Origin of the sequence: Methylobacterium sp. WSM2598, from assembly GCF_000379105.1 — a bacterium.
Lineage (GTDB): Bacteria > Pseudomonadota > Alphaproteobacteria > Rhizobiales > Beijerinckiaceae > Methylobacterium.
Genome location: NZ_KB900609.1, coordinates 5,182,026 through 5,202,549, shown reverse-complemented (window position 1 = coordinate 5,202,549; position 20,524 = coordinate 5,182,026). Strand labels below are relative to the sequence as shown.

The following is a 20,524-nucleotide window of genomic DNA, read 5'->3' as shown; positions in this document are numbered from 1 at the left end:
GCGCGCCGCCCGCCCCGCGAGCCCCCTCCTCCAGCCCCGGAGCGGGGGGCCGCGCCGCCCGCGCCCTCCCCCAGCGCCCCCCTCCGTCCCGGAGCCCGCCCATGTTCGGTGACTACTCGCTCGGCGATCTCGGCTCGATCTTCGCGATGCAGGGCTTCGCCGGCCTCATCCTGTTCTCGGTCTACGTCCTGATGGCCCTCGGCCTCGCCATCATCTTCGGGCAGATGGGCGTGATCAACATGGCGCACGGGGAATTCATGATCCTGGGCGCCTACATGACCTATTTGTGCTCGAATGTCTTCCAGTCGCACCTGCCGAGCCTGTTCCCGGTCTCGTTCTTCGTGGCGATGGGGCTGGCCTTCCTGGCCTCCGGGGCGCTCGGGATGCTGGTCGAGTGGGCGCTGATCCGGCACCTCTACAAGCGCCCGCTCGACACGCTGCTGGCCACCTGGGGCCTGTCGCTGATCCTGCAGCAGGCCTACCGCTCGATCTTCGGCGCCCGCGAGGTCGGCGTGGAGCTGCCCTCCTGGATGATGGGCTCGGTCCAGGCGACCGAGACCATCGAGATCCAGATCAACGGCATGGTCGTGATGGGCGTCACCGCCCTGATCACGCTCGCGGTGGCGCTGCTGCTGTTCCGCTCCGGCTACGGCAAGCGGGTGCGCGCGGTGATGCAGAACCGCGTCATGGCGGGCGCGGTCGGCATCGACACCGACAAGGTCGACCGCCTCACCTTCGGCCTCGGCTGCGGCATCGCCGGCATCGCGGGCGCGGCCTTCACGATGATCGGCTCGACGGGGCCGACCTCCGGCCAGCTCTACATCGTCGACACCTTCCTGATCGTGGTCTTCGGGGGCGCCGCCAGCCTCGCCGGCACCATCGCGTCGGCCTTCTCGATCTCGCAGACCCAGTCGACCCTCGAATTCTTCCTCTCCGGCTCGACCGCCAAGGTCCTCACGCTGCTCGGCGTCGTGGCGATCCTGATGATGCGGCCGCAGGGGCTGTTCACCCTCAAGGTCCGGCGCTGAGGAGTCCCGACGACATGACATCCCCGACCCTCAACGACAACGCCTTCATGAAGCCGATGGAGTGGGCGAGCCTCGCCGTCCTCGCCGCCCTGATCCTGGTGGTGCTGCCGCTCGCCCTCGACATCTTCCGGCTCAACCTCGTCGGCAAGTACCTCACCTACGCCTTCGTCGCGCTCGGCCTCGTCATCTGCTGGGGCTATTGCGGCATCCTGTCCCTCGGCCAAGGGGTGTTCTTCGGGCTCGGCGGCTACTGCATCGCCATGTACCTGAAGCTCGAAGCCTCCTCGGTCGAGAACACCAAGATCCAGTCGACGCCGGGCATCCCCGACTTCATGGACTGGAACCAGGTCACGGCCCTGCCCTGGTTCTGGAAGCCGTTCCACTCCCTGCCGCTCACGCTGCTCGCCGTGGTGGCGGTGCCGACCCTGTTCGCCCTCGTCATCAGCGCGGCGATGTTCAAGCGGCGGGTCGGCGGCACCTACTTCGCGATCATCACCCAGGCGATCGCCGCGATCCTCACCATCCTGATCGTCGGCCAGCAGGGCTACACGGGCGGCATCAACGGCATCACCGACCTGCGCACGCTCCACGGCTGGGACATCCGCACCGACCACGCCAAGAGCGTGCTCTACTTCGTCAACGGCGGGCTCCTGATCGCCTGCATCCTGGCCGCGCAATACGTCAAGCGCTCGAAGCTCGGCCGCATCCTGGTCGCCATGCGCGACAAGGAGGACCGGGTCCGCTTCTCGGGCTACTCGGTGGCGAGCTTCAAGATCTTCGCCTTCTGCCTCGCGGCGGCCTTCGCGGCGATCGGCGGGGCGATGTTCACCCTGCAGGTCGGCTTCATGTCGCCGTCCTTCGTCGGCATCGTGCCGTCGATCGAGATGGTGATCTACACCGCGGTCGGCGGGCGCCTGTCGCTGTTCGGCGCCGTCTACGGCACGCTGCTCGTCAACTGGGCCAAGACCAGCTTCTCGGAGAGCTTTCCCGAACTCTGGCTGTTCGGCCTCGGCGCGCTGTTCATCGGGGTGGTGCTGGCCTTCCCGAACGGGCTCGCCGGGATCTGGCGCCAGTTCGTCGCGCCGCGCCTCTCCGCCAAACCCCATCCCGCCAAACCCGGCGCCCCCGTCCTCCCGGCCGCGCTGCCGCACGGCGCCCCGGCCGAATAGGAGATCGCAGGATGAACGCCGCTCACGTCCCCGCCGCCCCCGGCCAGCAGGATTTCCTCCTCGCGGTCGAGGCCCTCACCGTCTCCTTCGACGGGTTCAAGGCGGTCAACGACGTCTCGTTCTACGTCGACCCGAACGAGATCCGGGTGATCATCGGCCCGAACGGGGCCGGCAAGACCACCGTCCTCGACCTGATCTGCGGGCGCACCAAGGCGACCTCCGGCTCGATCAAGTATCGCGGCCAGGAACTCACCCGCATGTCGGAGAGCGCGATCGTGCTGGCCGGCGTCGGCCGCAAGTTCCAGACGCCCTCGATCTACGACGACCTCACGGTGTTCGAGAACCTGGAGATCTCCTATCCGCGCGGCCGCACGGTGTTCGGAGCGCTGACCTTCAAGCGCGACGCCGCGGTGCGCGACCGCGTCCACGAGATCGCCGAGATGATCTTCCTCAAGGATCACCTCGACGCCCGCGCGGAATACCTCAGCCACGGCCAGAAGCAGTGGCTGGAGATCGGCATGCTGCTGATCCAGGACCCGGAGCTGCTGATGCTCGATGAACCGGTCGCCGGCATGAGCGTCGCCGAGCGCAAGAAGACCGCGGACTTGCTGCACCAGATCATCAAGGGCCGGTCGGTGCTGGTGATCGAGCACGACATGAAGTTCGTCGAGGACATCGCCTACCGGGTCACCGTGCTGCACCAGGGCCGGGTCCTGTCCGAGGGCTCGATGGAGCGGGTGAAGAACGACCCCAAGGTGGTCGAAGTCTATCTCGGGCATTGAGGGAGGCCGCGCATGCTTGAGACCGCCATCGCCACCCCGCCCGCCGCGCCGCCGGCCGGCCCGCAGGTCGGCCCGGCCCCCCTCCTCGCGGTGACCGGCCTGCACGCGGCCTACGGCCAGAGCGAGGTGCTGCACGGCATCGACCTCGCGGTCGCGCCGGGCGAGATCGTCGCGCTCATGGGCCGCAACGGCATGGGCAAGACCAGCTTCATGAAGACCCTGATGGGCATCCTGCCGGCGCGATCGGGCACGATCCGGATCGGGGAGCGCGACGTCACCGCCCTCAAGACCTTCCAGCGGGTCGCCGCCGGCCTCGCCTACGTGCCGCAGGGGCGCATGATCTTCTCGGCCATGACCGTGCAGGAGAACATCGAGACCGGGCTCACCGTGACCGGCAGCAGCCGGGTCCCGGGCGACCTCTACGAGATGTTCCCGGTGCTGCTGGAGATGAAGGGCCGGCGCGGCGGCAACCTCTCGGGCGGCCAGCAGCAGCAGCTCGCCATCGCGCGGGCGCTGGCGAGCCGGCCGAAGGTGCTGCTGCTCGACGAGCCGACCGAGGGCATCCAGCCCTCGATCATCCGCGAGATGGGCCGGACGCTGAAGCGCATCCGCGACGAGCGCGGCCTCGCGATCGTCGTCTCCGAGCAGGTGCTCAGCTTCGCCCTCGACGTCGCCGACCGGGTGCTGGTGATCGAGAACGGCGCGATCGTGCATGAGGACCGGCGCGCCGACGTCGATGAGGCCAAGGTCGCCCGCTTCCTCTCCGTCTGACGGAGGCCCGGCGGCACGCACGGCCCCGGGCCGGCGCAAGGATCCGGCCCCGGCCGGATGACCGAGAGACGGCAGGACGGGCCGGCCCGGGGCGAACCCGGCGCCGGAGGGAGAGCGCCTGCCCTCGATCCAACCCCACTGAGGAGCCTCGCAGGAAATGCCCGAGACCCTGATCAAGGTCGATCTCACCCAGTCGCCCTACGAAAACGACATGGTGCACAACCGCTGGCACCCGGACATCCCGATGGTCGCCATGGTGAAGCCGGGCGACGACTTCATCATCGAGACCTATGACTGGACCGGCGGCTTCATCAAGAACGACGATTCGGCCGACGACGTGCGCGACATCGACCTGTCGATCGTGCACTTCCTGTCCGGCCCGGTCGGCGTCGAGGGGGCGGAGCCGGGCGACCTCCTGGTCGTCGACCTGCTCGACATCGGCGCCAAGCCGGATTCGCTGTGGGGCTTCAACGGCTTCTTCTCCAAGAAGAACGGCGGCGGCTTCCTCACCGACCACTTCCCGCTGGCCCAGAAGTCGATCTGGGACATCGAGGGCCTGTTCACCAGGTCGCGCCACGTGCCGGGCGTGCGCTTCCCGGGCCTGATCCATCCCGGCCTGATCGGCTGCCTGCCCGACCCGAAGCTGCTCGCGACCTGGAACGCGCGCGAGACCGCGCTGATCGCCACCAACCCGACCCGGGTGCCGGGCCTCGCCAACCCGCCCTTCGGCCCGACCGCCCACATGGGCCGGCTCAAGGGCGAGGCGAAGGACAAGGCGGCGGCCGAGGGCGCCCGCACCGTCCCGCCCCGCGAGCACGGCGGCAATTGCGACATCAAGGACCTGTCGCGCGGCTCGAAGGTCTACTTCCCGGTCTACGTCCCCGGGGGCGGCCTCTCGATGGGCGACCTCCACTTCAGCCAGGGCGACGGCGAGATCACCTTCTGCGGCGCCATCGAGATGGCGGGCTGGGTTCACCTCCGGGTCGACGTCATCAAGGACGGCATGGCCAAGTACGGGATCAAGAACCCGATCTTCAAGCCCTCGCCGATCACCCCGCGCTACGACGACTACCTGATCTTCGAGGGCATCTCGGTCGACGAGAGCGGCGGCCAGCACTACCTCGACGTGACCGTCGCGTACCGGCAGGCCTGCCTCAACGCGATCGAGTACCTGAAGAAGTTCGGCTATTCGGGGGCGCAGGCCTACTCGATCCTCGGCACGGCGCCGGTGCAGGGCCACGTCTCGGGCGTCGTCGACGTGCCGAACGCCTGCGCCACCCTCTGGCTGCCGACCGGCATCTTCGAGTTCGACATCAATCCGAGCGCGGCCGGGCCCCAGAAGTTCCTCGACGGCTCGGTCCAGATGCCGCTCTCGCCGGACACGTGAGATGCCGGTCTACGACTATTCCTGCGAGAGCTGCGGCCCCTTCACGGTGCTGCGGCCGATGGCGCAGTTCCGCGACCCGCACGATTGCCCGGATTGCGGGCAATCGTGCGAGCGGGCCTTCCTGACGGCGCCGCGGCTGTCCGGCATGGAGGCGGGGGTGAGGGCGGCGCACGCCGCCAACGAGCGCAGCCGCCACGCCCCCCGGCGCAGCCACGGCGCCGGCTGCGGCTGCTGCGCGCCCGGGAAGGCGGCCGGCGGCTCGGCCAAGAGCGGCCTAGCCAAGAGCGGCTCGGCCAAGAGCGGCTCGGCCAAGAGCGGCTCGGCCAACGGCAGCCCGGCCAAGAGCTTCCCGGCCGCACGGCCGTGGATGATCAGCCACTGACGATCCGGGCGCGGCCCCTCTCCCGCCCGGGAAGGGGCCGCGCCTCGTCCGCACGCGCGTTCGATCGGGAGACACGCCATGCATCACGGGGACATTTCCAGCAGCCACGACAGCGTCGGCGTCGCGGTCGTCAACTACAAGATGCCGCGGCTGCACACCAAGGCCGAGGTCCTGGAGAATTGCCGCAAGATCGCCGACATGGTGGTGGGCGTGAAGGCCGGCCTGCCAGGCCTGGACCTGATCGTGTTCCCGGAATACTCGACGCACGGGATCATGTACGACGCCGCCGAGATGTACGAGACCGCGTCGTGCATTCCCGGCGAGGAGACCGCGATCTTCGCCGAGGCCTGCCGCAAGGCGAAGGTCTGGGGCGTGTTCTCGCTCACCGGCGAGCGCCACGAGGAGCACCCGCACAAGGCGCCCTACAACACCCTCATCCTGATGAACAACCGGGGCGAGATCGTCCAGAAGTACCGCAAGATCATGCCCTGGGTGCCGATCGAGGGCTGGTACCCGGGCCACTGCACCTCCGTCTCGGAGGGGCCGAAGGGGCTGAAGGTCAGCCTGATCATCTGCGACGACGGCAACTACCCGGAGATCTGGCGCGACTGCGCGATGCGCGGGGCGGAGCTGATCATCCGCTGCCAGGGCTACATGTACCCTGCCAAGGAGCAGCAGATCCTGATGTCGAAGGCGATGGCCTTCGCCAACAACGTCTACGTGGCGGTGGCGAACGCCTCGGGCTTCGACGGGGTCTACACCTATTTCGGCCACTCGGCCCTGGTCGGCTTCGACGGGCGGACCCTGGGCGAGTGCGGCGAGGAGGAGAACGGCATCCAGTACGCGGCCCTGTCGAAGTTCCTGATCCGCGACGCGCGCGCCAACTGGCAGTCGGAGAACCACCTCTTCAAGCTGCTGCACCGGGGCTACACCGGGATGATCAATTCCGGCGAGGCGCGGCACGGGATGGCGGCCTGCCCCTACGACTTCTACCGGCGCTGGATCGAGGATCCGGACGCCACCCGGGACGCCGTGCGGGCGATCACCCGGGCGAGCGTCGGCACGCCCGAATGCCCGATCGAGGGGATCCCGCTCGTGGGCGAGGGCGAGGCGCCGCACCGCTGAGGCGCCGGGGCGCCCCGGTCCTCTCCCCCCTCCTCCCGCACGGGCCCGTCCTTGCTCACCGATCCCCTCCTGCGCAGCGAGCCCTATTACCGCCCGGTCGGCGACGAGGTCGCGCTGTTCGAGGCCGCCTACGCGGCGCGGCTGCCGATGATCCTCAAGGGCCCGACCGGGTGCGGCAAGACCCGCTTCCTGGAGCACATGGCCTGGCGCCTCGGGCGGCCCCTCGTCACCGTCGCGTGCCACGAGGACATGTGCGCCGCCGACCTCGTCGGCCGCTGGCTCCTGGAGGCCGGGGGCACGGTCTGGCACGACGGGCCGCTCACCCGCGCGGTGCGCCAGGGCGCGATCTGCTACCTCGACGAGGTGGTGGAGGCCCGGGCGGACACGATCGTGGCCATCCACCCGCTGGCGGATGCGCGGCGCATCCTGCCGCTGGAGCGCAGCGGCGAGGTGGTGCCGGCCCACCCCGACTTCCTGCTCTGCCTCTCCTACAATCCGGGCTACCAGGCGGCGCAGAAGGACCTCAAGGAATCCACCAAGCAGCGCTTCGGCGCCCTCGCCTTCGCGTATCCGGAGGCCCCCGTCGAGGCCGAGATCGTCGGGCGCGAGGCCGGGATCGGCCCGGCCGTGGCGGAGCGCCTCGTGCGGGTCGGCGCGGCCTCGCGGGCGCTGGTCGCCGAGGGTCTGGCGGAGGGCGCCTCGACCCGGATGCTGATCCATGCCGGGCGGCTGATCGCGGGCGGGATCGGCTTCGCGCCCGCCTGCGCGCTCGCGGTCGCCACGCCCCTCACGGACGACCCGGCCCTGCGGGACGCGCTCGCCTCCTGCATCGCCGCGCAGGTGCCGTGACGGCGGCCGCCCCGGCGGGGGAGCGCCGCCGCGCCGCCCTGCTGCGGGCGCTCTGGGGGCGCGGCCACCCGATCCTGTCCCTGCCCGCCCCGGCCCCCGACGCGCCGCCCCAGCGCCCGACCTTCGACGAGGCGGCCCTGCGCCTGCCGCACGGCGCCGCGCCCGCGGCGGCCCGCGACGACCGGCTCGCGGAGGCGAGCCTCGCCCATCTCGGCGCCCACCTCGCCTTCGGGGGCGGGCGCTTCCCGGTCGGCCGGCTGCGCCCGACCCAGATCGCCCTCGTCTCGCTGATCGAGGATGCGCGGGTCGAGGCCCTGGCCCTGCGCGAGCGGCCGGGGCTGGTCCGTCTCTGGCGCCCCTTCCACGCGGGCGCGGCGGAGGAGGCCGGCACGGCGGCCGGGCTGATGGCGCGCCTTGCCCGGGCCCTCCTCGATCCGGACCACCCCGATCCCGACGCCTTCGTGGCGCGGGGCCGGGCCCTGTTCTACGCGGATCCCCGGGCCTGGGCCGATCCCGGCCTCAGCCGCCGCCTCGGCGACCGGCTCGGCAACGACCTCGGCCAGATGCGGCTCCCCTTCGGCCCGCGGGCGGGGTGGAGCGAGCCCGCCTACCGGGACGACCACGCGGGAATGTGGGAGCGGCGGGAGATCGAGGCCGCCGCCCGCCCGGAGCGGGAGCCGGGGCCGGGCGACGGGGCCGACGCGCCCGCCGCCGACGCCCTGCCGCCGCGGCCGGGCGGCCGGGTCTGGCGCTATCCCGAATGGGACCGCCGCATCCGCCGCGCCCGGCCGGGCTGGGTCAGCCTGCGGGAGGAGCCGGCCGCGCCGGCCCTCGGCCGCCCGACGCCGTCCGAGCCGCGCCTCGCCGCGGCCCTGGCGGCGATGCGCCCGCGCCGGCCGCGGCGGATGCGGCGCCGGATCGACGGCGACGAGCTCGACCTCGCGGCGGCGACCGACGCGCTCGCCGACTTGCGGGCCGGCCGGGCGCCCGATCCGCGGGTCTATTCCCGCGTCCTGCGCCGGGCCGAGGGCGTGCCGCTGCTCCTGGTGGTCGACGCCTCGCGCTCGATGGGGGACCCGCTGCCCCGGGGCGGGCGGGTGATCGACGCGGCCCGGGGCGCGGCCGCGGCCCTGCTCGGGGCGCTCGCCGCGTCGGGCGGGCCGGTGGCGATCCAGGCCTTCCGCTCGGCGGGGCGCCACGACGTGCGGGTGGCCTGGATCAAGCGCTGGGACGAGCCGCCCGCCGCCGCCTGGCCGCGCCTCGCCGGGCTCGCGCCCGCCGGATCGACCCGGCTCGGCGCGGCCCTGCGCCATGCCGGCCGCAGCCTGCCGCCGGGACGCGGGGCGGTGATCCTGCTCACCGACGGCGAGCCCTCCGACATCGACGTGCACGATCCGGCCATCCGCGCATCCTCGGCGAGGATGCGCGGATGGCCTGCCGGGCGCTCGCGGCGCGCGGCGTCGGCGCCTTCGCCCTCGCGCTGGCGCCGGCGCCGCCCCCGGCGCTGGTGCGGGCCTTCACGCCCGGGCGCTGCGTCGCCGTGGCGGGGCCGGAGCGCCTCGCCGGGGCGCTGGTCGGTCTCGCGGCCCGCACCCGGGCCTGAGAGGCTGAACAGCGATCGCTTCCCGGCGTCTGTCCGGCCTGGCGCAGTCTCGATGGAGGGGGCGTGAGACCTCGCGGGTTTGGCAGCCGCGCCCGTGCTGGCGGACGTGCTGGACACCAGCATCGCACCCCGCGAAGGGCGCCCGCGACCGACCGATGCGCGCGGCGGGCGCCTCCTACGACGGCCCCGGCCCGACGAGCCGCGCCCCGAGCCGGCGATAGCCCTCCGGGGCCACGTGCAGGCGGTCCGCCGCGAGGGTGTGCGCGGCCTCCGCCTCGCCGCCGAGCAGGGCGGCCGCGTCGAGCAGATCGGCCCCGCAGCCCCGCGCGAGGCCCGCGATCCCGCGATTGAGGGCGCGCCGGTCCGCGTCGGGGCGGCCCGCCCGCGGCGCCCGCCAGGGCAGCGTGACCAGGATCGGCCGGGCGCCCGGCCACAGGGCGAGGAGCTCGGCCGCGAGCAGGCCGAGCCCCGCCACGATCTCCGCGACGGGGTCGCCGTCCGCGAGGTTGTTGGTGCCGACCCAGAGCAGGGCGCGGCGCGGGCGCAGGCCGGAGAGGTCGACCGCCCGCAGCCGCCAGCGCGTGGTCTCGACCCGGTCGCCCGGCAGGCCGAAATTGAAGCTGCGCGGCGGCAGGGCCGCCTCGGGCCAGCCGGCCGCCTGCGAATCTCCCAGGAGCACGAGGTCGGCGGCGGCCGGCACGCGGACGGCCAGGCGCGCGTGCCGGCGCAGGGCCGAGGGCTTGACCGGCGGGGCGAGGCCGAGGGGGCGGGTCACGGCGGCGCCCGGCGCAGGCCGAGCGCGGCGAGCACGAGCCGGCCGATCCGCGGCGTGTAGTGCAGGTTGTCGAGCCACGCCTCCGTCGAGCCGGCGGCGGGGTCGAAGGGAAAGGAGGCGCCGAGCGCGGTGAGGTCGCGGATCGCGACCCCGCGCGCAGCGCCGACGCGCAGGACCGCCTCGCGCCAGCGCGCGAAATCGTCGAGGAGGCCGAGATCGGCGAGGACGCGGCGCTGCGCGTCGCTCACCGGCGACAGGTAGGCCTCGACGCGCAGCCCCGTGAGCCGGTCGAGGACGAGACCGAGAGCCTCCAGGGTCTCCGGGCGGAACGGCGCGGTGCTGCGCCGCCGCGCCGCGTCGTTCTCCCGGGTCAGGGCGGGGGGGAGCGGCGGCGTCTCCCGGAAGCCGTCGCGGGTCCAGGCGCCCGGATCCTCCGCGCCCGACACGGCCTCGATCCGGCTGTCCATCAGGGCGTAGCGGCCGAGCACGCTGCCCATGAGCGCGGTCAGCCGGCCGGTGGCGGAGGCGAGGGAGGGATCGAGGCGCACCGGCACGCTCGGGCGCGAGAACATGGAGTAGTCGAGGCCGATCACCACCCGGGACACGCCCGGCCGGGAGGCGACCACGCTCGCCACGAGCGGCAATTCCTCGGCGAGGATGGCCGAGATGCCGGCGTTGAAGACCGGCAGGGGCGCGGCGTCGAGGTCGCGCGGGTCGAGCCCGTGATAGACGGTGGAGCTTCCCACCAGCACGGTCGCGCAGGGGCGGGTGAGGGCCTGCAGCACCTTGGCGCGCCGGGTCTGGCGATCGAGCAGGCGGTTCCCGCCCCCCGTCGCCGCCCGCCAGGGCGGATCGGCGCGGAAGATCCAGTAGGCGTCGAACCAGACGACCCGCGCGGCGACGAGGAGGAGGAGCCCGGCCAGCAGCAGGGCCGTGAGGCCGAGGAAGCGCCGCGCCGGCTCAGAACTGGGCATAGATGAAGGCCTGGTTGGCGTCGTTGCCGACCTGGACGAGGAGCGCGGCGAGGAGCAGCGCCGTCGCGGCCGCCACCCGGCCCGAGAGGGGCAGCCGGTGGGCGAGGTCGTGGGCGGTCGGCCCGATCACCGCGAGGGCGAAGGCCAGGGCCGCGAGCGGCCACGCCTCCGGGACCGGCCCGGCCGCGGGCGCCGCGAGCCCGGCCGCGGGCTCCGCGAGCCCGGCTGCGGGCTCCGCGAGCCCGGCGAGCCCGCGATAGACTGCGAGCGCGGTCGCGAAGTCGGGGGCCCGGAAAGGCACCCAGGCCAGCGCCACGAAGGCGAAGGTCGCCGCCCAGCCGGCGAGCGGGGGCAGGGCCAGCCCGGCCCGGCGCCACAGGACGTGGAGCGCGAGCGCCGCCCCGTGCGCCGCTCCCCAGGCCACGAAGGTGAGCCCCGCCCCGTGCCAGAGCCCGCCGAGCGTCATCGTGGCGAGGAGCGCCGCCGCCTGCCGCGGCAGGCCGTGCCGGCTGCCCCCGAACGGGATGTAGAGGTAGTCGCGCAGGAACTGCGACAGGGTGATGTGCCAGCGCCGCCAGAAATCCTGGATCGAGGTCGCCCGGTAAGGCGCCCGGAAGTTCTCCGGCAGGACGATCCCGAACAGGAGCGCGAGGCCGAGCGCCATGTCGGTGTAGCCCGAGAAGTCGACGTAGAGCTGCAGGGCGTAGCCGAGCACCGCCTGCGCGGCGGCTTCCGGGCCGAGGCCCGCCCCCGCCGCGGCCCAGAGCGGGTCGATGGCGGCGGCGAGGGGATCGCCGAGCGCCGCCTTCTTGGCGAGGCCCGCCGCGAGGAGCAGGAGGCCGCGCGCGGCGCTCTCGGCCCCGGGCCGCGGCGGCGCCGCGGCGAAGGCGGCCGGCCGCACCAGCGGCCCGGCGATCACCCGCGGGAAGAAGGCCGCGTACAGGACGTAGTCGGTCGGGCCGAGGGCGGGTCCGGTGCCCCGGCGCAGGTCGACCAGGTAGGCCACGTGCTGGAAGGTCAGGAAGGAGAGGCCGAGCGGCGCGAGGAGGAGCGGCACCGGGACGGCGGCGCCGGTCAGGGCCGCGCCGAGCCCGGCGAAGAAGCCCAGATACTTGAAGAGTCCGAGGAGCGCGACGTCGAGGACGAGGGCCAGGGTGATCACCCGCCCGTCGCCGGAGCGCCGATACGCCTCGCCGGCGAGCCAGGTTCCGGCGATCGCGCCGAGGAGCAGCGGCAGGGCGCGCAGGTCCCACCACCCGTAATAGGCGAGCGACAGGCCGGCGAGGAGCCGAGCGTGCCAGGCGGGCCGCCACGCGAGGCAGAGCGCCTGCAGGGCGAGCGCGAGCGGCAGGGCGACGAGCAGGAAGGTGAGCGCGTTGAAGGGCATCGCGGCTCGCGGGGTGCCGCAGGGTTGCCGGCGGACCGGCCCGGCTGCGTCGGGGAAGGCGGCAGACGGCATAAGCGGCCCGCCCGGCGCCGCGGTCAACATCGCGGCCGGCCCGTCGCGTTGCCCGCCCGGCCGCGCTTGGCTAGGCTGCCGCGGCAGGCCTCCCGACGGGACGACAGATGACGAGCGACACGCCCGAGCCCTCCCCCGCGCGGCGCCGCCTCGTCGAGTGGGCGGATCCGCGGCTCACCGCCCGGGCGGGGCTCGGGCGCGCGGGGCTGGACTTCCTGCGCGCGCTGATGTCCGAGGAGGTGCCGCGCCCGCCGATCAGCGCGCTCGTCGGAATGGAGATGGTCTCGGCCGAGAGCGGCCAGGTCATCATGCGCATGGCTCCCGGGGAACACCTCTACAACCCGATCGGCTGCGTGCACGGGGGAGCGATCGCGACCCTGCTCGACAGCGCGATGGGCTGCGCCGTGCACTCGCTGCTGCCGGAGGGACGCGGCTACACCACGCTCGAGATGAAGGTGAACTACCTGCGCGCCCTCACCCGGGAGACGGGCGTGGTCACGGCCGTCGGCGAGGTGCTGCATGCCGGGCGCCAGCAGGCCGTCGCCGAGGCGCGGCTGACGGACGAGGAGGGGCGCCTCTGCGCCACCGCCACCTCGACCTGCCTGCTGTTCGACCTGCCGGCCCGGCCGTCGGCCTGATCGCGGCGCGACGGCGGACGATATCTGGTGTAAGCTCGGCCGTCCCCGGTCTATCTCGGTGATGCCGATGTCTCCTGATCAGATCCGCCTCGTCCAGGACAGTTTCGAGTCAGTCAGGCCGATCGCCGCGACGACGGCCGATCTGTTCTACGACCGCCTGTTCACGATCGCCCCCGACCTGCGCCCGCTCTTCCCCGACGACATGAGCGAGCAGAAGCAGAAGCTGATGGCGATGCTGGGGCTCGCCGTGGCGCAGCTCGGCCGGCCCGACACGGTGGTGCCGGCCATCCAGGAGCTCGGGCGGCGGCACGTCGCCTACGGCGTCGGCGAGGCGCACTTCGCGCCCGTCGGGGAGGCGCTGCTCTGGACCCTGCAGCAGGGCCTGGGCCCGGCCTTCACTCCGGAGCTGCGCGAGGCCTGGACCGCCACCTACGGCCTCGTCGCGGGGCTGATGTCGGGGGCGGCCCGCGCCTGACCGGCGCCGGCAGGCCCGCTCATCCGCCGTCCGGACGTGATCGTCCGGACGGCGGATGCCAAGCCCGCGCGGCGCGTGAGCGAAGCCGACATCCGCATGGCGACTCCGTCCGTCGGATGTCGCATCACTCGGCCGCCGTCCTCGGCGGCCGGCCGCGCCGCGCCGGCGTCTTCGCGCTCACCACCGCGTCGGCCGCCGCCCGCTTCTGCATCGCGCGCTCGCGGCGCAGCTGGCCGAGGCCGAGGCTCTTGGCGAGTTCGGAGCGCTGGGCCGCGTAGGTCGCCGCCACCATCGGGTAGTCCGGCGGCAGGCCCCACTTCTCCCGGTACTGCTCGGGGGTGAGCCCGCGCCCGGACAGGTGCCGCTTCAGCGACTTGTAGGGCTTGCCATCCTCGAGCGAGATGATCGCGTCCGGCGTCACCGTCTTCTTGATCGGGATCGGCGGCACCGGCTTCTCCGGGGCCGCCGGCGGCGGCGCGATCAATGCGTGCAGCGTCTCGTACACGCTGCGCAGCACGGCCGGCAGCTCGGCGCCGGAGATCCGGTTGTTGGAGACATACGCGGCAACGATGTCGCTCGCGAGCTCCGTCAGATTGATGGAGGATTCCTCTACGACGGCACTCATGGCTACGTCCTTTTGAATGACGCCACAATTTTCCCCGAGCGCGATCCTTCGTCAATCGATCCAGGCTGCTTGTTCGCAAATAATCACCGCTGCGCACTTTGTGGGAATGTCGGCAAGTGACTTACGGTTGCTGATATCTTTGCCAATCCACCGCCTGCGTGCAGAAACCCGGAGGCTTCGGGGGTGCGCCGCCAGGGTCGCGCTGCCGCGAACCCGAGGGAAGCCATGCGGTTTGGGCATGAATCGCGGCCCGGTTGCGGCCCGAGATGCGCGGGTCTCGCGGTCAGCCCCGACCGGCATGCAGCCGGCGCGCCCCTCCGGGCGGAGGGCGGCGGCTTCCCGGGAGGCCGCGACCGACGCGCGCCCGCCACCGGGGGCCGGCGCGCCGCGGTCGCGGCCCGGCGCCGGGACCCTGGAGCAGCGCCCGATCACGCTGCACGCGGACGCTGCTCCCGGTCGTGGATGGTGCCGCATCGTCCTCGACGAACCGGCATCCACGTCGCCGAGAATTGCTCTAGCCGCCGGGGCAGCCCTGCGCGTCCACGTACAGGGCGTAGACCGACTGGCTCGCGGCCATGAACAGGCGGTTGCGGTGCCGGCCGCCGAAGCAGAGGTTGGCGCAGCGCTCCGGCAGGCGGATGCGGCCGATCAGGCGGCCGTCGGGGTTGAACACCATCACCCCGTCGAGGGCGTCGTCGCCCATGCCCCAGCCGCACCAGAGATTGCCGTCGACGTCGCAGCGGATCCCGTCCGGCGTGCCCGGCCCGGCATCGATCAGGACGCGCCGGTTGGCGAGCCCGCGCCCGCCCGTCACGTCGAAGGCCGCGATGCGCCGGGTCGGCTGCCCGCGGGATTCCACGAGGTAGAGCACGGATTCGTCCGGGGAGAAGCAGAGGCCGTTCGGGCCGGCGATCTCCCGCGCCACCGCCTCCAGCGTCCCGGTCGCGGGGTCGAGCCGGTAGACGTTCTGGGCCAGTTCCGGCTCGGCCCGCTCGCCCTCGTAGTGGCCCAGGATGCCGAAGGGCGGGTCGGTGAACCAGACCGCCCCGTCCGAGGCCACCACGACGTCGTTCGGCGAGTTGAGGCGCCGCCCCTCGAAGGACTCGGCCAGGACCGTGACGGCGCCGTCGTACTCGGTGCGGGTCACCCGCCGCCCGCCATGCTCGCAGGTGACGAGGCGCCCCTGCCGGTCGCGGGTGTTGCCGTTCGCGAAGCGCGAGGGCTTGCGGAAGGTCCCGACTACCCCGCTCTCCTCGTCCCAGCGCAGGATGCGGTCGTTGGGAATGTCGCTCCACAGCAGGCAGCGCCCGTCCCCGAACCAGACCGGCCCCTCGGCCCAGCGGCAGCCGGTGGCGAGGCGCTCGACGGCGGCGCTGAAGACCCGGTAGCGGGCGAAGGAGGCGTCGATGATCTCGACCGCCGGGTCGGGGTAGCGCGGGCTCGGTGTCCACACGGGGCCTGTCTCCTCACTCGGCCTTCATCGTCGCGGGGCCGGCGCCCAGGGGCAAGGCGGGCGGCACGGCCGCCGCGCGGCCCCGCTCGCCGAGCAGGAGCCAGACCACCAGCAGCGCCGCGAGATCGAAGACCGAGAGGCAGGCGAAGAGCGGCTCGTAGCCGATGCGCGCGGCCGCCTGGCCGATCAGCAGCGAGAACAGCGTGGCGCCGAGATAGCCCGCCATGCCGCCGAACCCGGTCGCGGTGGCGACCTCCTGCGGGGCGAAGCGGTCGGTGACGACCGCGTAGAGCAGGCTCGACAGCATCTGGTGCGCGAAGGCCCCGAGCGAGAACAGCGCGATCACCGTGAAGGGGCTCGCCACGAGGCCGATCAGCCCCGGACCGATCATGCAGACCGCCCCCACCCCGATGCCGGCGACCCGCGAGTTGCGCAGCGAGATCCGGAAGCGCCGGGCGAGAAAGGGGGAGAGGTAGCCGCTCGCCACGCAGCCGAGATCCGCCGCCAGGAAGGGCATCCACGCGAACAGGGCGAATTGCCTGATGTCCATCCCCCGGGCCGTGACCATGTAGAGGGGGATCCAGTAGTTGAAGGTCTGCCAGGCCGGCTCGGTCAGGAAGCGGGCCGCCGCGATGCCCCAGAACGGCCGCGCGGTGAGGACCGCGCGCACCGAGGGCCTGGGCAGGGCCGGCCGCGTGCCGATATGGGCGCGCTCCGCCGCGCCGAGCGCCGGGTGGCGGTCGGGGTCGCGGTAGAGGAGCCACCACAGCAGGGCGACGCCCACCGACATCAGGCCGGTGATCACGAAGGCGGCCTGCCAGCCGAGGCTGAGCGAGAGCCAGATCACCAGCGGCGGCGCGATCATCGCCCCGACCGAGGAACCGGTGTTGAACCAGCCGGTGGCGATCGAGCGCTCCTGGGGCGGGAACCACAGGGTCGAGGTCTTCACGGCGGCCGGGATCGCCGCCCCCTCCCCCACCGCCAGCAGGGCGCGGAACCCCGCCATCGACAGCCAGCCGGTCGCCAGCCCGTGCAGCGCGCAGGCCGTGCCCCAGATCAGGGCGAAGACCACGTAGCCGGTGCGCAGGCCGATCAGGTCGGTGAGGTAGCCCGCGAGCGGCTGCATCAGCCCATAGGTCACCTGGAACGCCGCCACCACGTAGGAATACTGCTCGGTGGTGAAGCTCAGCTGCTCCTTCAGGACGGGGGCGAGCACGCCCAGCGCGTTCCGGTCGATGTAGTTGACCACCGTGCCGAGCGCCACGAGGACGAGGATGCCCCAGCGGAGCCTGCCGACCTTGCCCATCCGTTCCCCTCCCGCGCGGCGCGCCCCTCCCTTGCCACGGGGCGCGCGCTTCGTTACTGCGCTCGTTATCGATAATGATATTGGCTGACAAGAGAGGGCCCGTGCCCGAGGCCGCGCCGACCACGATCCACGCCCTCCCGCGGGGGCGGCGCCACGTCCAGGTGGCGGACGCCCTGCGGCGGGCGATCATGCTGGGCGAGGTGGCGCCCGGCGCGGCGCTGCTCGAACTCGAGCTCGCCTCCCGCTTCGGCTGCAGCCAGGGCCCGGTCCGCGAGGCGCTGCTGCTGCTGCAGGAGGAGGGGCTGGTGCAGCGTTTCGGCCACCGCGGCACCCGGGTGTCGGAGACGAGCCCGGACGAGGCGCTGGAGATGCTGCGCCTGCGCCGGGACATGGAGTGCCGGGCGGCGCGGCGGGCCTTCGCGGGGCCGCCCGACCCGGACCTGCTGCCCGACCTTCACGGCCGGCTCGCCGCCATGGAGGCGGCCGCCGCGGCGGGCGACGCCTACGCCCTGGCGCAGGCGGACCGCGCCTTCCACCGGCGCCTGTTCGCGGCGGCGCGGCTGCCGAGCCTGGAGCCGCTGCTGCTGCGCTGCCTGACCCACAACCACCGCTTCAAGATGCTGCGCGGCCCGGTGCCGCCCGACCTGGCGCACACGGCGCGGCGGCATCTCGGCATCCTGGCGGCGGTGGAGCGGCGGGACGGGACGGCGCTCGCGGCGGCGCTGGCCCACCACGTCGCCACGATCCTGGATGACGGCCCCTCGCTCCTCGACGAGGCCGAGGGGGCCGGCGGCGCGGGCGCGCCGGCGCGGAGGGGGGATGCATGGTGAGGATCGCGCTCTCGGGAGCGGGCGGGCAGATCGGGCGGTCCCTGCGCCCGCGGCTCCTCGCGGCGGGGCACCGGCTGCGCTCGGGCGCGGGCTTCGACGCGCTGGAGCCCCTGTCGGCGGAGGAGACGATCGCGGCGGGCGACCTGCGCGACCCGGAGGCGGTGGACCGTCTCCTGTCGGGCAGCGAGGTGCTGGTCCACATGGCGGGCACCAGCGTCGAGAGGCCGCTGCCGGAGGTGATCGAGAACAACCTCGTGGCGCTCCACGCGGTCTACGAGGGCGCGCGCCGCCACGGGCTGCGCAGGGTGGTGTTCGCGAGTTCGAACCACGCCTTCGGGATGCACCCGGTCGAGGCGCGGCTGGGGGCCGAGGCCCCGTTCCGGCCGGACGGGTTCTACGGGCTCAGCAAGGCCTGGGGCGAGGCGATGGGCCGGATGTACTGGGACAAGCACGGCATCGAGGGGGTGGCGCTGCGCATCGGCACGGCGCAGCCCCGCCCGACCGAGCCGCGCCACCTCGCGACCTGGCTCGGCCTCGACGACCTCGCGGAGCTCGTGCTTCGCGCGGTCACGGCGGCCGTGCCGGGCTACCTCGCGGTCTGGGGGGTGTCGGACAACGGCGCCAGCTACTGGGACAATTCCGGCGCGGCGGCGATCGGCTACCGGCCGCGGCAATCGGCGGACGCCTTCGCGCGCGAGATCCTGGCCGGCGCCGACCCGCGCGACCCGGTGGCGCGCCGGTTCCAGGGCGGGAGCTTCGCGGCGATGGACTACACCCCGGAGACGGAGCGGCCGGACCGCTCCTCGGGGGGTGATCCGGCGCGCGAAGGCGCGGTCCCGAAGCCGGATCGGCCCGCCGACCCGGATCCGCTCACCGGTTGACGGACTGCATCCCCGCCGCCGGGTAGCGCGTCCCGGCGGCCGCGCCGGGCGGGAGCGCCGCGGCGAGGCGGGCGAGGTCGTCGGGCGCGAGCGCCACGTCGAGGGCGCCCAGATTCTCCTCCAGGTAGCGCCGCCGCTTGGTGCCGGGGATCGGCACGATGTCCTCGCCCTGCGCCAGCACCCAGGCCAGGGCGACCTGGGCGGGCGTGCAGCCCTTCTCCCGCGCCAGCGCCTCGATCGCGCCGACGAGGGCGAGGTTCCTGGAGAAGTTCTCGCCCTGGAAGCGCGGCGCGTTGCGGCGCAGGTCGTCCGGCGCGAGGTCGTCCGGGGAGCGGATCCGCCCGGTGAGGAAGCCGCGCCCGAGGGGGCTGTAGGGCACGAAGGCGATGCCGAGCTCCCGGCAGAGCGGCAGCAGCGCCTCCTCCGGCTCGCGGCTCCACAGGGAATACTCGGTCTGCAGCGCCGTGATCGGGTGCACGGCGTGGGCGCGCCGGATCGTGTCGGGCGCCGCCTCGGACAGGCCGAGATGCCGCACCTTGCCCTCCCGCACCAGCGCCGCCATCGCCCCGACCGTGTCCTCGATCGGCGTGTCCGGGTCGACCCGGTGCTGGTAGTAGAGGTCGATCACCTCGACGCCGAGGCGGCGCAGGCTCGCCTCGCAGGCCTGCCGCACGTAGTCGGGCCGCCCGCAGATGCCCCGGAAGCTGCCATCCGCCCCGCGGACATTGCCGAACTTGGTGGCGACCACGATCCATTCCGAGCGCTCGCGCACCACGCGCCCGACCAGCTCCTCGTTCCGCCCGACCCCGTACATGTCGGCCGTGTCGAGGAAATTGACCCCGAGATCGACCGCCCGGTGCAGGGTCGCCACCGCCTCCGCCTCGTCGCGGCCGGCGTAGAAATCCGACATGCCCATGCAGCCGAGGCCGAGGGCGGAGACCTCCGGGCCGGCGGCCCCGAGCTTGCGCATCTTCATGGACGAGGCTCCTTCGCGTGCGGGATGAGGCGGGGGATCTGCGCCGACGGGTGGCCGATTCAAGGCGGGCCGGCCGCGCCTATCTGAGATCGCAGCCGCCCGCCGCCCGGACCCGCATGGCCACCTACTTCACCGCCGACACCCATTTCGGCGACGCCCGCATCCTGCGCCAGCGACGCCGCTTCGCCAGCGTCGAGGAGCACGACGAGACCCTTATCCGGCACTGGAATACCGTGATCGGGCCCGGGGACGCGGTCTGGCACCTTGGCGACTTCGCGGCCGGGGCGAGCCGCGCCCGCTGCCGCGAGATCTTCGCCCGGCTCAACGGCGTCAAGCGGCTGGTGCGCGGCAACCACGACACCAACCGCGTGCTCACCCTGCCCTGGGCCGAGCCGCCGACCGAGAGCTACCGGCTGAACCTCCCCGCGGCGGACGGGAGCGCCTGCCGGCTCTTCCTCGCCCACTACGCCCACCGGGCCTGGCCCGGCCTCTGGCGCGGCACCCGCCACCTCTACGGCCACACCCATGGGACGATCCCCGACACGACCCGCTCCTGCGACGTGGGCGTCGACGCCTGGGACGACCGCCCGGTCGGCATCGCCGCCCTGGTCGCCCGCCAGCGCGCCGCCACGCTCGTTCCCGACGAGCTGCGGCGCGATGCCGGGGTGGAGCCCGGCAGCCGCCGGGACTTATCCCTGAACCGTGATGATTGATGTTCTGTACATCAATCATCCGGTATGATACCGCTGTGCCACGAAGGAGCCGGCATGATCACCGCCGCACAGATGCGCGCCGCCCGGGCCCTGCTCGGCATCGACCAGCGCCAGCTCGCCGAGCTGGCGGGCGTGTCGCTGCCGACGATCCAGCGGATGGAGGCGAGCGAGGGCAACGTGCGGGGCGTCGTCGACACCCTCACCAAGGTGGTCGAGGCGCTCAATCAAGCCGGCGTCGAGCTGATCGGCGACAACGCGGTGAGCCGGGAGGGAGGGCGCGGCGTGCGCCTCGCCCGGCCGGCCCCGCGCTGAGCGCCGCCGGG

Annotated in this window: 22 protein-coding genes; 15 read left to right on the top strand and 7 right to left on the bottom strand. The window is 73.2% G+C overall.

Annotated features, from left to right (window positions below; translation table 11 throughout):
* The first annotated feature begins 101 nt into the window (after nt 1–101).
* The 9 genes from urtB to MET2598_RS37295 all read left to right on the top strand — a co-directional run bounded on the left by urtB (nt 102) and on the right by MET2598_RS37295 (nt 9,163).
* A complete protein-coding gene (gene urtB, locus MET2598_RS0124555) occupies nt 102–1,028 on the top strand; it encodes an urea ABC transporter permease subunit UrtB (protein ID WP_012330572.1) in 927 nt (308 codons plus the stop codon).
* Nucleotides 1,029–1,042: 14 nt separating this feature from the next.
* The gene (gene urtC / locus MET2598_RS0124550) at nt 1,043–2,197 is read left to right on the top strand and encodes an urea ABC transporter permease subunit UrtC (protein ID WP_018262696.1); all 1,155 of its coding nucleotides are present in this window, start codon (nt 1,043–1,045) and stop codon (nt 2,195–2,197) included.
* A gap of 11 nt (nt 2,198–2,208) precedes the next feature.
* Nucleotides 2,209–2,979: an urea ABC transporter ATP-binding protein UrtD gene (urtD, locus tag MET2598_RS0124545; RefSeq protein ID WP_018262695.1), complete on the top strand. Its 771-nt coding sequence runs from the start codon at nt 2,209–2,211 to the stop codon at nt 2,977–2,979.
* Between the two features lie 12 nt (nt 2,980–2,991).
* Entirely contained in the window at nt 2,992–3,750 is a 759-nt protein-coding gene (gene urtE, locus MET2598_RS0124540) for an urea ABC transporter ATP-binding subunit UrtE (RefSeq protein WP_018262694.1), read from the top strand.
* Nucleotides 3,751–3,907: 157 nt separating this feature from the next.
* The gene (fmdA, locus tag MET2598_RS0124535; protein WP_018262693.1) at nt 3,908–5,137 is read left to right on the top strand and encodes a formamidase; all 1,230 of its coding nucleotides are present in this window, start codon (nt 3,908–3,910) and stop codon (nt 5,135–5,137) included.
* A 1-nt stretch (nt 5,138) separates the two neighbouring features.
* Complete coding sequence (locus MET2598_RS0124530) at nt 5,139–5,519, top strand: FmdB family zinc ribbon protein (RefSeq protein ID WP_018262692.1); 381 nt, start codon at nt 5,139–5,141, stop codon at nt 5,517–5,519.
* A 78-nt stretch (nt 5,520–5,597) separates the two neighbouring features.
* Nucleotides 5,598–6,644 (top strand): aliphatic amidase, encoded by a 1,047-nt coding sequence (locus MET2598_RS0124525; RefSeq protein WP_018262691.1) that lies wholly within the window; start codon nt 5,598–5,600, stop codon nt 6,642–6,644.
* A gap of 51 nt (nt 6,645–6,695) precedes the next feature.
* Entirely contained in the window at nt 6,696–7,493 is a 798-nt protein-coding gene (locus MET2598_RS0124520) for a CbbQ/NirQ/NorQ/GpvN family protein (protein WP_012330579.1), read from the top strand.
* Nucleotides 7,490–9,163, top strand: a complete 1,674-nt coding sequence (locus tag MET2598_RS37295) for a VWA domain-containing protein (RefSeq protein ID WP_051086528.1) — start codon at nt 7,490–7,492, stop codon at nt 9,161–9,163. The genes MET2598_RS0124520 and MET2598_RS37295 overlap by 4 nt, the downstream gene beginning before the upstream one ends.
* A 108-nt stretch (nt 9,164–9,271) precedes the next feature.
* Here MET2598_RS37295 and MET2598_RS0124510 read toward each other — a convergent pair whose 3' ends face one another.
* The 3 genes from MET2598_RS0124510 to MET2598_RS0124500 are packed head-to-tail and all read right to left on the bottom strand — an operon-like array spanning nt 9,272 to nt 12,232.
* On the bottom strand, nt 9,272–9,871 hold the full coding sequence (locus tag MET2598_RS0124510) for a GDSL-type esterase/lipase family protein (protein ID WP_018262690.1): 600 nt from the start codon (nt 9,869–9,871) through the stop codon (nt 9,272–9,274).
* A complete protein-coding gene (locus tag MET2598_RS0124505; RefSeq protein ID WP_018262689.1) occupies nt 9,868–10,845 on the bottom strand; it encodes a hypothetical protein in 978 nt (325 codons plus the stop codon). The genes MET2598_RS0124510 and MET2598_RS0124505 overlap by 4 nt, the downstream gene beginning before the upstream one ends.
* The gene (locus MET2598_RS0124500; RefSeq protein ID WP_018262688.1) at nt 10,832–12,232 is read right to left on the bottom strand and encodes an MBOAT family O-acyltransferase; all 1,401 of its coding nucleotides are present in this window, start codon (nt 12,230–12,232) and stop codon (nt 10,832–10,834) included. The genes MET2598_RS0124505 and MET2598_RS0124500 overlap by 14 nt, the downstream gene beginning before the upstream one ends.
* A 179-nt stretch (nt 12,233–12,411) precedes the next feature.
* Between MET2598_RS0124500 and MET2598_RS0124495 the strand changes: the two genes are divergently transcribed.
* Nucleotides 12,412–12,942 (top strand): PaaI family thioesterase, encoded by a 531-nt coding sequence (locus MET2598_RS0124495; protein ID WP_012330584.1) that lies wholly within the window; start codon nt 12,412–12,414, stop codon nt 12,940–12,942.
* Between the two features lie 67 nt (nt 12,943–13,009).
* Nucleotides 13,010–13,417 (top strand): globin family protein, encoded by a 408-nt coding sequence (locus MET2598_RS0124490; RefSeq protein ID WP_018262687.1) that lies wholly within the window; start codon nt 13,010–13,012, stop codon nt 13,415–13,417.
* 124 nt (nt 13,418–13,541) lie between these two features.
* Here the strand turns inward: MET2598_RS0124490 and MET2598_RS0124485 are convergent, their stop codons facing one another.
* The 3 genes from MET2598_RS0124485 to MET2598_RS0124475 all read right to left on the bottom strand — a co-directional run bounded on the left by MET2598_RS0124485 (nt 13,542) and on the right by MET2598_RS0124475 (nt 16,801).
* A complete protein-coding gene (locus MET2598_RS0124485) occupies nt 13,542–14,042 on the bottom strand; it encodes a MucR family transcriptional regulator (protein WP_012330586.1) in 501 nt (166 codons plus the stop codon).
* A gap of 514 nt (nt 14,043–14,556) precedes the next feature.
* Nucleotides 14,557–15,495: an SMP-30/gluconolactonase/LRE family protein gene (locus tag MET2598_RS0124480; protein WP_018262686.1), complete on the bottom strand. Its 939-nt coding sequence runs from the start codon at nt 15,493–15,495 to the stop codon at nt 14,557–14,559.
* A 13-nt stretch (nt 15,496–15,508) separates the two neighbouring features.
* Entirely contained in the window at nt 15,509–16,801 is a 1,293-nt protein-coding gene (locus MET2598_RS0124475) for an MFS transporter (RefSeq protein WP_012330588.1), read from the bottom strand.
* A gap of 101 nt (nt 16,802–16,902) precedes the next feature.
* Between MET2598_RS0124475 and MET2598_RS0124470 the strand changes: the two genes are divergently transcribed.
* Both MET2598_RS0124470 and MET2598_RS0124465 read left to right on the top strand, forming a co-directional pair.
* On the top strand, nt 16,903–17,631 hold the full coding sequence (locus MET2598_RS0124470) for a GntR family transcriptional regulator (protein WP_018262685.1): 729 nt from the start codon (nt 16,903–16,905) through the stop codon (nt 17,629–17,631).
* Nucleotides 17,625–18,512: an NAD-dependent epimerase/dehydratase family protein gene (locus MET2598_RS0124465; protein ID WP_012330590.1), complete on the top strand. Its 888-nt coding sequence runs from the start codon at nt 17,625–17,627 to the stop codon at nt 18,510–18,512. The genes MET2598_RS0124470 and MET2598_RS0124465 overlap by 7 nt, the downstream gene beginning before the upstream one ends.
* Here MET2598_RS0124465 and MET2598_RS0124460 read toward each other — a convergent pair.
* Nucleotides 18,502–19,488 carry an aldo/keto reductase gene (locus tag MET2598_RS0124460; RefSeq protein ID WP_012330591.1) on the bottom strand — a complete coding sequence of 329 codons (987 nt, stop codon included), beginning with the start codon at nt 19,486–19,488 and terminating at the stop codon, nt 18,502–18,504. The two genes, MET2598_RS0124465 and MET2598_RS0124460, sit on opposite strands and share 11 nt — an antisense overlap.
* Before the next feature lie 116 nt (nt 19,489–19,604).
* Between MET2598_RS0124460 and MET2598_RS0124455 the strand changes: the two genes are divergently transcribed.
* Entirely contained in the window at nt 19,605–20,201 is a 597-nt protein-coding gene (locus MET2598_RS0124455) for a metallophosphoesterase (protein WP_018262684.1), read from the top strand.
* Nucleotides 20,202–20,255: 54 nt separating this feature from the next.
* Complete coding sequence (locus MET2598_RS0124450; protein ID WP_012330593.1) at nt 20,256–20,513, top strand: helix-turn-helix domain-containing protein; 258 nt, start codon at nt 20,256–20,258, stop codon at nt 20,511–20,513.
* Nucleotides 20,514–20,524 lie beyond the last annotated feature (11 nt).

Excerpts from the sequence above, each read along its gene's own strand:
- MET2598_RS0124455 (WP_018262684.1), top strand. The coding sequence starts at position 19,605 with ATGGCCACCTACTTCACCGCCGACACCCATTTCGGCGACGCCCGCATC.
- fmdA (WP_018262693.1), top strand. The coding sequence starts at position 3,908 with ATGCCCGAGACCCTGATCAAGGTCGATCTCACCCAGTCGCCCTACGAA.
- urtE (WP_018262694.1), top strand. The coding sequence starts at position 2,992 with ATGCTTGAGACCGCCATCGCCACCCCGCCCGCCGCGCCGCCGGCCGGC.
- MET2598_RS0124465 (WP_012330590.1), top strand. The coding sequence starts at position 17,625 with ATGGTGAGGATCGCGCTCTCGGGAGCGGGCGGGCAGATCGGGCGGTCC.
- MET2598_RS0124450 (WP_012330593.1), top strand. The coding sequence starts at position 20,256 with ATGATCACCGCCGCACAGATGCGCGCCGCCCGGGCCCTGCTCGGCATC.
- urtD (WP_018262695.1), top strand. The coding sequence starts at position 2,209 with ATGAACGCCGCTCACGTCCCCGCCGCCCCCGGCCAGCAGGATTTCCTC.
- MET2598_RS0124490 (WP_018262687.1), top strand. The coding sequence starts at position 13,010 with ATGTCTCCTGATCAGATCCGCCTCGTCCAGGACAGTTTCGAGTCAGTC.
- MET2598_RS0124525 (WP_018262691.1), top strand. The coding sequence starts at position 5,598 with ATGCATCACGGGGACATTTCCAGCAGCCACGACAGCGTCGGCGTCGCG.
- MET2598_RS0124495 (WP_012330584.1), top strand. The coding sequence starts at position 12,412 with ATGACGAGCGACACGCCCGAGCCCTCCCCCGCGCGGCGCCGCCTCGTC.
- MET2598_RS0124485 (WP_012330586.1), bottom strand. The coding sequence starts at position 14,042 with ATGAGTGCCGTCGTAGAGGAATCCTCCATCAATCTGACGGAGCTCGCG.
- MET2598_RS0124530 (WP_018262692.1), top strand. The coding sequence starts at position 5,139 with ATGCCGGTCTACGACTATTCCTGCGAGAGCTGCGGCCCCTTCACGGTG.
- MET2598_RS0124460 (WP_012330591.1), bottom strand. The coding sequence starts at position 19,488 with ATGAAGATGCGCAAGCTCGGGGCCGCCGGCCCGGAGGTCTCCGCCCTC.
- MET2598_RS0124505 (WP_018262689.1), bottom strand. The coding sequence starts at position 10,845 with ATGCCCAGTTCTGAGCCGGCGCGGCGCTTCCTCGGCCTCACGGCCCTG.
- MET2598_RS0124500 (WP_018262688.1), bottom strand. The coding sequence starts at position 12,232 with ATGCCCTTCAACGCGCTCACCTTCCTGCTCGTCGCCCTGCCGCTCGCG.
- urtC (WP_018262696.1), top strand. The coding sequence starts at position 1,043 with ATGACATCCCCGACCCTCAACGACAACGCCTTCATGAAGCCGATGGAG.
- MET2598_RS0124475 (WP_012330588.1), bottom strand. The coding sequence starts at position 16,801 with ATGGGCAAGGTCGGCAGGCTCCGCTGGGGCATCCTCGTCCTCGTGGCG.
- urtB (WP_012330572.1), top strand. The coding sequence starts at position 102 with ATGTTCGGTGACTACTCGCTCGGCGATCTCGGCTCGATCTTCGCGATG.